6 protein-coding genes, 1 tRNA gene and 2 rRNA genes are annotated in these 12872 nt (G+C 53.7%); 2 read left to right on the plus strand and 7 right to left on the minus strand.

Going from position 1 to position 12872, the window contains the following annotated elements:
• Positions 1–52: 52 nt before the first annotated feature.
• The 7 genes from VRC33_RS20915 to pepQ form a co-directional block, all read right to left on the minus strand.
• Positions 53–2959, minus strand: a 23S ribosomal RNA gene (locus tag VRC33_RS20915).
• A gap of 226 nt (positions 2960–3185) precedes the next feature.
• Positions 3186–3261, minus strand: a tRNA-Glu gene (locus VRC33_RS20920).
• Between the two features lie 72 nt (positions 3262–3333).
• Positions 3334–4876: ribosomal RNA gene (locus tag VRC33_RS20925) — 16S ribosomal RNA — on the minus strand.
• The 16S and 23S rRNA genes sit together here with 1 tRNA gene alongside, the layout of an rRNA operon.
• A gap of 408 nt (positions 4877–5284) precedes the next feature.
• Positions 5285–5821 (minus strand): menaquinone-dependent protoporphyrinogen IX dehydrogenase, encoded by a 537-nt coding sequence (hemG, locus tag VRC33_RS20930; protein WP_338559093.1) that lies wholly within the window; start codon positions 5819–5821, stop codon positions 5285–5287.
• An 18-nt stretch (positions 5822–5839) separates the two neighbouring features.
• Positions 5840–7291 carry a Trk system potassium transporter TrkH gene (gene trkH, locus VRC33_RS20935; protein WP_338559096.1) on the minus strand — a complete coding sequence of 484 codons (1452 nt, stop codon included), beginning with the start codon at positions 7289–7291 and terminating at the stop codon, positions 5840–5842.
• 28 nt (positions 7292–7319) lie between these two features.
• Positions 7320–7931, minus strand: a complete 612-nt coding sequence (locus tag VRC33_RS20940) for an IMPACT family protein (RefSeq protein ID WP_338559098.1) — start codon at positions 7929–7931, stop codon at positions 7320–7322.
• Positions 7931–9262 carry a Xaa-Pro dipeptidase gene (gene pepQ, locus VRC33_RS20945; RefSeq protein WP_338559100.1) on the minus strand — a complete coding sequence of 444 codons (1332 nt, stop codon included), beginning with the start codon at positions 9260–9262 and terminating at the stop codon, positions 7931–7933. Before pepQ ends, VRC33_RS20940 begins: the two co-directional genes overlap by 1 nt.
• A 187-nt stretch (positions 9263–9449) precedes the next feature.
• Here pepQ and fadB point away from each other — a divergent pair, with 187 nt between their 5' ends.
• Together fadB and fadA are read left to right on the plus strand one after the other, a co-directional pair.
• A complete protein-coding gene (gene fadB / locus VRC33_RS20950; protein ID WP_338564378.1) occupies positions 9450–11636 on the plus strand; it encodes a fatty acid oxidation complex subunit alpha FadB in 2187 nt (728 codons plus the stop codon).
• Between the two features lie 10 nt (positions 11637–11646).
• On the plus strand, positions 11647–12810 hold the full coding sequence (gene fadA, locus VRC33_RS20955; protein ID WP_338559102.1) for an acetyl-CoA C-acyltransferase FadA: 1164 nt from the start codon (positions 11647–11649) through the stop codon (positions 12808–12810).
• Positions 12811–12872 lie beyond the last annotated feature (62 nt).

The raw sequence follows: 12872 nt of genomic DNA on the forward strand, positions 1-12872 counted from the left end.
GCTGAAAATCGTTGCGTCTCTCAGACGCTCACCAGAACGCTTCTGGTGTTGTAAGGTTAAGCCTCACGGGTCATTAGTACCGGTTAGCTCAACGCATCGCTGCGCTTACACACCCGGCCTATCAACGTCGTAGTCTTCAACGTCCCTTCAGGGGCCTTAAAGGCCCAGGGAAGATTCATCTCGAGGCAAGTTTCGCGCTTAGATGCTTTCAGCGCTTATCTTTTCCGCACTTAGCTACCGGGCAATGCCATTGGCATGACAACCCGAACACCAGTGGTGCGTTCACTCCGGTCCTCTCGTACTAGGAGCAACCCCTCTCAATCTTCCAGCGCCCACGGCAGATAGGGACCGAACTGTCTCACGACGTTCTAAACCCAGCTCGCGTACCACTTTAAACGGCGAACAGCCGTACCCTTGGGACCTACTTCAGCCCCAGGATGTGATGAGCCGACATCGAGGTGCCAAACACCGCCGTCGATATGAACTCTTGGGCGGTATCAGCCTGTTATCCCCGGAGTACCTTTTATCCGTTGAGCGATGGCCCTTCCATTCAGAACCACCGGATCACTATGACCTGCTTTCGCACCTGCTCGAGCCGTCACTCTCGCAGTCAAGCTAGCTTATGCCATTGCACTAACCTCACGATGTCCGACCGTGATTAGCTAACCTTCGTGCTCCTCCGTTACTCTTTAGGAGGAGACCGCCCCAGTCAAACTACCCACCAGACACTGTCCCCACGCCGGATCACGGCGCCAGGTTAGAACATCAAACGTTAAAGGGTGGTATTTCAAGGTTGGCTCCACGCAGACTGGCGTCCACGCTTCAAAGCCTCCCACCTATCCTACACATCAAGGCTCAATGTTCAGTGTCAAGCTGTAGTAAAGGTTCACGGGGTCTTTCCGTCTTGCCGCGGGTACACTGCATCTTCACAGCGAGTTCAATTTCACTGAGTCTCGGGTGGAGACAGCCTGGCCATCATTACGCCATTCGTGCAGGTCGGAACTTACCCGACAAGGAATTTCGCTACCTTAGGACCGTTATAGTTACGGCCGCCGTTTACCGGGGCTTCGATCAAGAGCTTCTCCTTGCGGATAACCCCATCAATTAACCTTCCGGCACCGGGCAGGCGTCACACCGTATACGTCCACTTTCGTGTTTGCACAGTGCTGTGTTTTTAATAAACAGTTGCAGCCAGCTGGTATCTTCGACTGGCTTCAGCTCCGGGAGCAAGTCCCTTCACCTACGCGCCAGCGTGCCTTCTCCCGAAGTTACGGCACCATTTTGCCTAGTTCCTTCACCCGAGTTCTCTCAAGCGCCTTGGTATTCTCTACCTGACCACCTGTGTCGGTTTGGGGTACGATTCTGTGTTACCTGATGCTTAGAGGCTTTTCCTGGAAGCAGGGCATTTGTTACTTCAGCACCGTAGTGCCTCGTCATCACGCCTCAGCCTTAAAGAGTTCCGGATTTGCCTGGAACTCAAGCCTACACGCTTAAACCGGGACAACCGTCGCCCGGCCAACATAGCCTTCTCCGTCCCCCCTTCGCAGTAACACCGAGTACAGGAATATTAACCTGTTTCCCATCGACTACGCCTTTCGGCCTCGCCTTAGGGGTCGACTCACCCTGCCCCGATTAACGTTGGACAGGAACCCTTGGTCTTCCGGCGAGCGGGCTTTTCACCCGCTTTATCGTTACTTATGTCAGCATTCGCACTTCTGATACCTCCAGCAGACCTCACAGTCCACCTTCGACGGCTTACAGAACGCTCCCCTACCCAACAACGCTTACGCGTCGCTGCCGCAGCTTCGGTGCATGGTTTAGCCCCGTTACATCTTCCGCGCAGGCCGACTCGACCAGTGAGCTATTACGCTTTCTTTAAATGATGGCTGCTTCTAAGCCAACATCCTGGCTGTCTGTGCCTTCCCACATCGTTTCCCACTTAACCATGACTTTGGGACCTTAGCTGGCGGTCTGGGTTGTTTCCCTCTTCACGACGGACGTTAGCACCCGCCGTGTGTCTCCCGTGATAACATTCTCCGGTATTCGCAGTTTGCATCGGGTTGGTAAGCCGGGATGGCCCCCTAGCCGAAACAGTGCTCTACCCCCGGAGATGAGTTCACGAGGCGCTACCTAAATAGCTTTCGGGGAGAACCAGCTATCTCCCGGTTTGATTGGCCTTTCACCCCCAGCCACAAGTCATCCGCTAATTTTTCAACATTAGTCGGTTCGGTCCTCCAGTTAGTGTTACCCAACCTTCAACCTGCCCATGGCTAGATCACCGGGTTTCGGGTCTATACCCTGCAACTTAACGCCCAGTTAAGACTCGGTTTCCCTGCGGCTCCCCTATACGGTTAACCTTGCTACAGAATATAAGTCGCTGACCCATTATACAAAAGGTACGCAGTCACACCACGAAGGTGCTCCCACTGCTTGTACGTACACGGTTTCAGGTTCTGTTTCACTCCCCTCGCCGGGGTTCTTTTCGCCTTTCCCTCACGGTACTGGTTCACTATCGGTCAGTCAGGAGTATTTAGCCTTGGAGGATGGTCCCCCCATATTCAGACAGGATGTCACGTGTCCCGCCCTACTCATCGAACTCACAGTAAGCACATCTTCGTGTACGGGAGTATCACCCTGTACCCTGCGACTTTCCAGACGCTTCCACTGATGCACAAACTGATTCAGGTTCTGGGCTGTTCCCCGTTCGCTCGCCGCTACTGGGGGAATCTCGGTTGATTTCTTTTCCTCTGGGTACTTAGATGTTTCAGTTCCCCAGGTTCGCCTTGCATGGCTATGTATTCACCATGCAATGATGCACCAAAGTGCACCGGGTTTCCCCATTCGGGTATCGTCGGTTATAACGGTTCATATCACCTTACCGACGCTTATCGCAGATTAGCACGCCCTTCATCGCCTCTGACTGCCTAGGCATCCACCGTGTACGCTTAGTCACTTAACCTCACAACCCACAAGCGTCCCGGAGGACACGAGCTGTTGCGAGCATTTGAGAGACTCGACCGCATCGTAAATTTCATTCTTATTACGGAGAATGAAAACGACGCGTCGTTTCAATTTTCAGCTTGTTCCGGATTGTTAAAGAGCAAATATCTCAAACGTGACTCGCCTTGCGGCATAATCAGTTTTGAGATACTGGTTGATAATGTCTTTCACTCATTATCAGGAGATGGCGTCCCCAAGGGGATTCGAACCCCTGTTACAGCCGTGAAAGGGCAGTGTCCTGGGCCTCTAGACGATGGGGACTCTGGTTCGTTCTTTGCTCATTACTTCTATCAGACAATCTGTGTGGACACTACGCGGGAAAGTATCTTCAGGTAAGGAGGTGATCCAACCGCAGGTTCCCCTACGGTTACCTTGTTACGACTTCACCCCAGTCATGAATCACAAAGTGGTAAGCGCCCTCCCGAAGGTTAAGCTACCTACTTCTTTTGCAACCCACTCCCATGGTGTGACGGGCGGTGTGTACAAGGCCCGGGAACGTATTCACCGTAGCATTCTGATCTACGATTACTAGCGATTCCGACTTCACGGAGTCGAGTTGCAGACTCCGATCCGGACTACGACGCACTTTATGAGGTCCGCTTGCTCTCGCGAGGTCGCTTCTCTTTGTATGCGCCATTGTAGCACGTGTGTAGCCCTGGCCGTAAGGGCCATGATGACTTGACGTCATCCCCACCTTCCTCCGGTTTGTCACCGGCAGTCTCCTTTGAGTTCCCGACATTACTCGCTGGCAACAAAGGATAAGGGTTGCGCTCGTTGCGGGACTTAACCCAACATTTCACAACACGAGCTGACGACAGCCATGCAGCACCTGTCTCACGGTTCCCGAAGGCACTAAGGCATCTCTGCCGAATTCCGTGGATGTCAAGGCCAGGTAAGGTTCTTCGCGTTGCATCGAATTAAACCACATGCTCCACCGCTTGTGCGGGCCCCCGTCAATTCATTTGAGTTTTAACCTTGCGGCCGTACTCCCCAGGCGGTCGACTTAACGCGTTAGCTCCGGAAGCCACGCCTCAAGGGCACAACCTCCAAGTCGACATCGTTTACGGCGTGGACTACCAGGGTATCTAATCCTGTTTGCTCCCCACGCTTTCGCACCTGAGCGTCAGTCTTTGTCCAGGGGGCCGCCTTCGCCACCGGTATTCCTCCAGATCTCTACGCATTTCACCGCTACACCTGGAATTCTACCCCCCTCTACAAGACTCTAGCCTGCCAGTTTCAAATGCAGTTCCCAGGTTAAGCCCGGGGATTTCACATCTGACTTGACAGACCGCCTGCGTGCGCTTTACGCCCAGTAATTCCGATTAACGCTTGCACCCTCCGTATTACCGCGGCTGCTGGCACGGAGTTAGCCGGTGCTTCTTTTGCGGGTAACGTCAATCGACAAGGTTATTAACCTTATCGCCTTCCTCCCCGCTGAAAGTACTTTACAACCCGAAGGCCTTCTTCATACACGCGGCATGGCTGCATCAGGCTTGCGCCCATTGTGCAATATTCCCCACTGCTGCCTCCCGTAGGAGTCTGGACCGTGTCTCAGTTCCAGTGTGGCTGGTCATCCTCTCAGACCAGCTAGGGATCGTCGCCTAGGTGAGCCATTACCCCACCTACTAGCTAATCCCATCTGGGCACATCCGATGGCGTGAGGCCCGAAGGTCCCCCACTTTGGTCCGAAGACGTTATGCGGTATTAGCTACCGTTTCCAGTAGTTATCCCCCTCCATCAGGCAGTTTCCCAGACATTACTCACCCGTCCGCCACTCGTCACCCAAAGAGCAAGCTCTTCTGTGCTACCGTTCGACTTGCATGTGTTAGGCCTGCCGCCAGCGTTCAATCTGAGCCATGATCAAACTCTTCAATTAAAAGTTCGATTTGCTGCAACAAGTGCAGCGATGCTCAAGTGTAAAACGTCATAATGAATTTCATTATGTGTTCACTCTTAAGGCTTGATATTTTTTGCGTCCAAAGACGCTGATATCAATCCTGCGAGTGCCCACACAGATTGTCTGATAAATTGTTAAAGAGCGGTGCGGTAAGCGCCGTGGCGACTTACTGCGAGGTGGCGTATACTACGCTATCCTCCTTCAGAGTCAACGTCTTTTTCAGAAGTTTTTCTCCGGCGGTTCAGCTTCCTGAACCTCTCAACCCGGTGACTGTTAAGCCGTTGTTCCGTGTTGATGGAGGCGCATTATAGGGAGTTCTCAACGAGTGACAAGTGTTTATTGCAGAAAAATGACTGACAGCGTCATTTTTCATCAAAGCGCCTTTTTTTACGACATTTTGCCTGTTAATCCAGCAAATTCATGGGCAAACCTGCCTACCTGAACCCAATCTGTATACTCTACTTCTTTCGTGGCATCCGTTTCACCGCCTGTCATTCGCATAATCAGCTGGATCATGATGCGATCAAAGAAGCCATAGCGTGGATAACGAAGCGCACCGGCAAATACGGCGCAACAATCTGGCTGCCACGGAGACTGCAGCAGAAACTTGCGGGTATAAGCATTGGTTTGTGGCGTCCGCTTCTCAGGTTTGCGTGCAGTCAGGTTTACTGAGAAGAAACCGCTGACTCTTTGCTGCAGCTGTGCCTGGTTTTGCTTAACGAATTTGGCCAGCGCTGGATGGAAGTGCCCGTAACGAACAGAGGCGCCGATCAACACACGGTCATACTTAGCCCAGTCAACAGAAGTAGCATGAAGGATGTTCAGCACATCACACTCCTGCTGCTCTTTAAGTTCATTAGCTATATAAGCTGCAATTTCCCGGGTCTGACCCTCGCGGCTGGAAAACAGAATCAACGCTTTCATAATCAATACTCGTTTCGGTTACTCACGCCAGAAGGTTGGCGTAAACAGGACTAACAGCGTAAAGACCTCAAGACGACCAAATAGCATGGTCAGAATTAAAATCCATTTAGCCGTATCATTCATGGTAGTGAAGTTATCGGCCACTACTCCAAGGCCTGGCCCCAGATTGTTCAGGGTTGCCGCCACGGCCGCGAATGCAGAGAAGTCATCCACGCCGGTGGCAATAATAGCCAGCATGCTGAGCAGGAATACCAGCGCATAAGCGGAGAAGAATCCCCACACCGCTTCCAGGATACGTTCCGGTAGCGCACGTTGACCAAGCTTAATAGTGTAAACAGCATTGGGGTGGACCAGACGCTTCAGCTCGCGCGAACCTTGTTTGAACAGCAGAAGAATGCGGATGACCTTCAGTCCCCCGCCGGTCGAACCAGCACACCCGCCAATAAAAGCGGAGCACAATAGAAGTACAGGAAGGAAAAGTGGCCAGCGCGCAATACTGTCCGTAGTAAAGCCTGCGGTAGTAGCCATAGAGACCACCTGGAAAAAGGCCTGATTCAGCGTCTGCATGCCACTCTGATAAACATCATGGAACCACAGTACCAGCGTACAAATGATCACCAGCGTAAACTGCACGCCAATAAACATTCTGAATTCAGGGTCACGCCAGTAGACCCTGAGGTTACGCCCGCTGAGCATGGAGAAGTGCAGGCCGTAGTTACAGCCGGAGATCAACAGGAAGACAGCAATAATAGTATTGATTGTCGGGCTGTTGAAATAGCCGATGCTTGCATCGTGCGTGGAGAAACCACCAATCGCGATAGTCGAGAAGCTGTGGCTGATGGCATCAAACAGCGGCATCCCTGCAAGCCAGAGCGCCAGCGCACAAATCACCGTCAGTAATACATAAATCAGCCACAGCGTTTTTGCCGTCTCAGCAATACGTGGCCGCATCTTGTTGTCCTTCAACGGACCCGGCATTTCAGCCCGATAGAGCTGCATTCCCCCGACGCCCAGAATAGGGAGGATAGCCACCGCCAGCACAATGATCCCCATCCCGCCCAGCCATTGCAGCATTTGCCGGTAAAACAGGATTGCCTTAGGTAAAGAGTCCAGCCCCACCAGCGTGGTTGCACCTGTGGTCGTCAGGCCGGAGAAGGATTCAAAGAACGCATCTGTCACTGACAGGTTGGGATGTTCAGCAAAGATAAACGGCATGGCCCCGACGCTGCCCAGCACGGTCCAGAACAGCACCACGATCAGGAAGCCTTCCCGTGGTTTCAGCTCTTTCTTCTGTTTACGGTTTGGCCACCACAGTAGCGAACCTATCAGCAGCGCCATAAAGAAGGTCTGGGTAAAAGCACGCCCGGCGCCATCACGGTAGATCAGGGCTACCAGACCCGGCACGATCATCGTCCCCGAGAACAAAATGACCAGCAACCCGACGATGCGGGTAATGGCACGATAATGCATGTAGCCGTTCCTTTCCTGACAATGGAAGTTAGTCGAGCGGGGCCAGCGTCAGCGCCCCTCTGCTAAAGTCTGTGAGATTTTGCGTGAACCCCGCCACCTGTGCATGGGGCAAGGCCAGCGTTAATGAAACACACTCTGAAAATTCGCTGTGTAAAAGCTGCCCGTGAAAACGGCCCGTCATTCTTTCTATCTCTGACAGCTGAGCATAGTCGCAAGAGAGCGTGAAGGTCAGTACAGGCACTTTTTGCTGGCGCGGCAACTGTTTCAGCGCCTGTTGAACACCGCCGCCATAAGCCTTAACTAAACCGCCCGTCCCCAGCTGAATACCGCCATAATAGCGAACCACTACCGCCGTGATTTCGCCGATATTATTTCCCATCAGCTGAGCCAGCATTGGCTTACCTGCCGTGCCGGAAGGTTCTCCGTCATCGGAAAACCCTAACTGCTGCGAATCTGAGGGAGCACCGGCAACCCAGGCCCAGCAATGATGCCGGGCGGCTGGATGCTCTCCTTTCACCTGCTTAACAAAAGCACGAGCCGCTTCCACGCCGTCCGTATGGGCCAGCAACGTAATAAAGCGGCTTTTTTTGATCTCCTCACTGACACTGAACAGCTCAGCGGGGATGTCATAAGCGTTCATCAGTCCAGCTTCAGGTCGCGCGTCATATTTTCCACACCCTGCTCGCGAATAATCACATTATCCTCGATGCGGATGCCGCCATACGGCTTAAATGCGTCAATACGATCCCAGTCGAAATGGTGGCTGAACTTGCCCTCACGCCAGGGGGCCAGCAGAGATTCAATGAAATAGAGGCCAGGTTCGATCGTGACCACCATCCGGGGCTCCAGGATCCGCGTGCAGCGCAGATAAGGATATTGCCCAGGCGCGGCAAGATGGGTACCGTTATCGTCCTGCATAAAACCAGCGACATCATGGACCTGCAACCCAAGCGGATGGCCAAGGCCATGCGGCATAAAGGGCCCGGTCAAATCCTCTGCCACCAGCGCCTCTTCACTCAATCCTTTCACCAACTGATGCTTAAGCAACAGTCTGGCAATGCGCTGATGCATTTGCTGATGGTATTCGGTATAGCGCACGCCTGCTTTCAGCGTGGCGATCAGCGCCAGCTCTTCTTCATTCATATCCCGAATAAGCTGAGCGTAATCACTTTCACTTTGAGCTGCGTAAGTGCGGGTTAAATCGGCCGCATAGCCGTTGTACTCCGTACCTGCATCAATCAGGAAACTGCGTGACTGCTCAGGTGGCAGATGATCAAGACTGGTGTAATGCAGAACCGCTGCGTGTTCATTCAGCGCAATGATGTTGCCGTAAGGCACATCGGTGTCGCGGTGGCCTGTAGCACTGAGATAGGCAACGTTAATATCAAACTCGCTCATGCCTGAGAGGAAAGCTTCTTTCGCCGCACGATGACCGATCACCGCCGTTTTCTGCGCCTCACGCATGCAGTAAAGCTCATAATCCGTTTTCAGAGAGCGATGATAGTGCAGGAAGTCCAGGGTGGCTTTCGGGTTGATGCGTTCAGCCGCGATCCCCAACTGGGTAGCCCGTGCAGGAACCGGGCCGATGTAGGCCACATTTTCGCGTTGAGCAGGTAATAACTGGGCTATCTCGTCCGCATTTTTCAAGGCCACGATATCAATTTCGTCGGTCCAGAAACTTTGCGGTAAGGGCTCAACCTTGTGCCAGTAATCCACCGGAGAGTAGAACCAGAGTCGGGGTTTGTTGACGCCATCAACCCACAGCCAGCAGTTCGGTACTGACGTTACCGGTAGCCAGGCTTTGAATTGCGGATTCACTTTAAAAGGATAGGAGTGATCGTCAAGGAAAACGGTCATCAGTTCTCCTGAATGGATCAACATCGCATCCAGCTTAGAGCGGGCTAATACCTGCTGTGCCCGCGCCTGTAGTGTTTTCAGATGGTCCTGATAGAGGGTAACTAACGATTCCATAACTCCGTCTCCAATATCGTGAAATTGTGCGCATCTTATCACAGCCCAATAGCCGATGCCGTTTTGCCACGCCTGTGATCTCGTTTGCAAATAAGCAAACTCTTGTTTGCAAATATTTAACAACCCTTCCACACTCTCGATCATCTGGTATGACCAGATCCCCCTATTGCGGCTTCAGGAGATCACCATGCTCTATCAAGGCGACACGCTAACCCTGGACTGGCTGGAAGATGGCATCGCCGAACTGGCTTTTGATGCGCCCGGCTCGGTAAACAAACTGGACACCGGGACGGTAGCCAGTCTGGGCGAAGCCATTTCGGTTCTGGAGCAACAGCCAGAGCTGAAAGCGCTGTTACTCAGTTCGCGCAAACCTGCTTTTATTGTTGGCGCAGATATTACCGAGTTCCTTTCTCTGTTTGCCGCTCCGGCTGAAAAGCTGGAACAGTGGCTGGGCTTTGCCAACGGCATTTTCAGCCGCCTGGAAGATCTGCCCGTGCCGACTTTATCTGCCATTCAGGGTTATGCGCTGGGCGGCGGCTGTGAGTGTGTTCTCGCTACTGACTTTCGCATTGCCACGCCGGATGCCCGAATTGGCCTTCCGGAAACCTCGCTGGGAATTATGCCCGGCTTTGGGGGATCGGTCCGCCTGCCCCGCCTGTTAGGTGCGGACAGCGCGCTGGAAATTATCGCCGCCGGTAAAGACGTTGATGCACCACGCGCGCTGGCTTCAGGTCTGGTAGATGCCGTTGTCCCGGTCGAAAAACTTCAGCAGGCGGCCCTCGCCATTCTGCGTGAAGCGATTTCAGGCAAACAGGACTGGCGTGCCCGCCGACAACCTAAACTGGCGCCCCTTAAGCTGAGTAAAATCGAAGCCACTATGAGTTTCAGCATCGCGAAGAGCATGGTGCTGCAAACTGTCGGCAGGCACTATCCCGCACCAATGACAGCGGTAAAAACCATTGAAGCTACGGCCAGAATGGCGCGCGATGAGGCGCTGAAGCTGGAAACTCAGGCATTTATCTCTCTGGCGCGATCCGATGAAGCCCGTGCGCTGGTAGGCATCTTCCTGAACGATCAGGCTGTTAAAGCCAAAGCGAAAAAAATGGCCCGTGACGTTGAGACGCCAAAACAGGCTGCCGTACTGGGCGCGGGGATAATGGGCGGAGGTATTGCTTATCAGTCTGCGTCGAAAGGCGTGCCGGTAATAATGAAGGACATTAATCCGGCTTCGCTTGAGCTGGGGATGAAAGAAGCCGCTAAATTGCTCAACAGGCAGCTGGAACGTGGAAAAATCGACGGCATGAAGCTGGCCGGGGTGATTGGCACGATCCATCCAACGCTGGCATACGCTGGTTTTGAACGGGCAGAGATTGTAGTAGAAGCCGTTGTAGAGAATCCCAGCGTCAAGGCGGCCGTGCTGGCAGAAACTGAACATTATCTCAGTGCCTCGGCCATTCTGGCTTCTAACACCTCGACCATCCCCATCAGCCAGCTGGCGAAAGCGCTGAAACGTCCGGAAAACTTCTGCGGCATGCATTTCTTTAACCCGGTACACCGCATGCCTTTAGTCGAAGTGATTCGCGGGGAAAAAACAGCGGAATCCACGCTGGCAACCGTAGTGGCCTGGGCGAGTAAAATGGGCAAAACCCCCATCATTGTGAATGACTGCCCCGGCTTCTTCGTTAACCGCGTGCTGTTTCCCTATTTTGCTGGTTTCAGTCTGCTTCTGCGCGATGGCGCTGATTTCCGCCAGATCGATAAAGTGATGGAAAAAGAGTTTGGCTGGCCAATGGGCCCGGCCTGGCTGCTGGACGTGGTGGGCATTGATACGGCGCACCATGCCCAACGGTTGATGGCTGAAGGTTTCCCTTCCCGGATGAGCAAAGATTACCGGGACGCAATAGATGTGCTGTTTGACGCAAAACGCTTCGGTCAGAAAAACCAGCAGGGCTTTTACCGCTGGGAGACAGACAGTAAAGGAAAGCAGAAAAAAGTGGCCGACCCCGTAGTTGATGATTTGCTGCAAAGCGTCTGCCAGCCAAAACGCATCTTCACTGACAACGAGATTGTCTCCCGCATGATGATCCCAATGATTAATGAAGTGGTGCGCTGTCTTGAAGAGGGAATTATTGCTTCTCCAGCTGAAGCCGATATGGCGCTGGTGTATGGCCTGGGCTTCCCCGCTTTTCACGGCGGCGCATTCCGTTATCTCGATACGCAAGGCAATGCCCGGTTTGTCAGTGAGGCAGAACCGTTCAGCCATCTGGGCGCACTTTACCAGCCTTCAACCGGGCTGATGGAGAAAGCCAACGACCACCAAACCTGGTATCCACTGGCAGCGCCTGTCAGCGACGCCTTTTTAAAGACGGCGTGAGGAAAGCAAAATGGAAAAAGTAGTCATTGTTGATGCAGTCCGCACGCCGATGGGTCGCTCAAAAGGCGGGGCTTATCGTCATGTCCGTGCGGAAGATCTGTCGGCGCATTTGATGCGCAGCCTGTTGAGCCGCAATCCTGCGCTGGAAGCAGCAATGCTGGACGATATTTACTGGGGCTGCGTGCAACAAACCCTTGAACAGGGCTTTAACATCGGGCGTAACGCGGCTTTGCTGGCCGAAATCCCCCACAGCGTGCCGGCCACTACCGTGAACCGTCTTTGCGGTTCTTCCATGCAGGCGCTGCACGATGCTTCACGCGCTATTATGGTGGGAGATGCCACTGCCTGCCTGATCGGCGGCGTGGAACATATGGGCCATGTCCCGATGAGTCACGGCGTGGATTTTCATCCGGGCCTGAGTAAGACCGTGGCCAAAGCGGCTGGCATGATGGGTCTGACCGCAGAGATGCTGGCGCGGATACACCAGATCGGTCGGGAAAGGCAGGATGAATTCGCCGCCCGCTCCCACCAGCGGGCCTGGGCAGCAACGCAGGCTGGCCACTTTGCCAGCGAAATTGTCCCAACTAACGGCCATGATGCCGACGGAATTCTGCGGCGCTACGATTTTGATGAAGTGATACGTCCGGAAACTACCGCATCAGGCCTGGCGGCTTTACGGCCTGCTTTCGATCCGGTGAATGGCACGGTGACGGCAGGAAGCTCATCGGCGCTCTCTGACGGTGCAGCGGCAATGCTGGTGATGAGCGAATCCCGCGCCCGCGAGCTGGGCTTATCTCCACGTGCTTATGTCCGCTCAATGGCCGTGGTGGGCTGCGATCCTTCCATTATGGGATACGGGCCGGTTCCGGCTACGCAACTGGCCCTGAAAAGAGCGGGGCTGAGCATGGCGGATATCGATCTGTTCGAGCTGAATGAGGCTTTTGCTGCGCAGACGCTGCCCTGCATTAAAGATCTGGGGCTGCTGGAGGTAATGGACGAGAAAGTGAATCTTAATGGGGGAGCGATTGCGTTAGGGCATCCGCTGGGATGTTCAGGCGCCCGAATCAGCACCACACTACTGAATCTGATGGAAAGGCGGGATGCGCAATTTGGCCTGGCGACCATGTGTATTGGTCTGGGTCAGGGCATTGCTACCGTCTTTGAACGGGCCTGATACGTTGATCTGGCAGTAATATTGTCTTTGTTCCCGCCTGTCAGGGGCGGGCTTTTTACGGA

It is taken from the genome of Erwinia sp. E_sp_B01_1 (assembly GCF_036865545.1).
In the GTDB taxonomy this organism is placed as follows: Bacteria; Pseudomonadota; Gammaproteobacteria; order Enterobacterales; family Enterobacteriaceae; genus Erwinia.

Bases quoted from the DNA above. Each gene is read 5' to 3' on its own strand.
- hemG (WP_338559093.1), bottom strand. From the start codon at position 5,821: ATGAAAGCGTTGATTCTGTTTTCCAGCCGCGAGGGTCAGACCCGGGAA.
- trkH (WP_338559096.1), bottom strand. From the start codon at position 7,291: ATGCATTATCGTGCCATTACCCGCATCGTCGGGTTGCTGGTCATTTTG.
- VRC33_RS20940 (WP_338559098.1), bottom strand. From the start codon at position 7,931: ATGAACGCTTATGACATCCCCGCTGAGCTGTTCAGTGTCAGTGAGGAG.
- pepQ (WP_338559100.1), bottom strand. From the start codon at position 9,262: ATGGAATCGTTAGTTACCCTCTATCAGGACCATCTGAAAACACTACAG.
- fadB (WP_338564378.1), top strand. From the start codon at position 9,450: ATGCTCTATCAAGGCGACACGCTAACCCTGGACTGGCTGGAAGATGGC.
- fadA (WP_338559102.1), top strand. From the start codon at position 11,647: ATGGAAAAAGTAGTCATTGTTGATGCAGTCCGCACGCCGATGGGTCGC.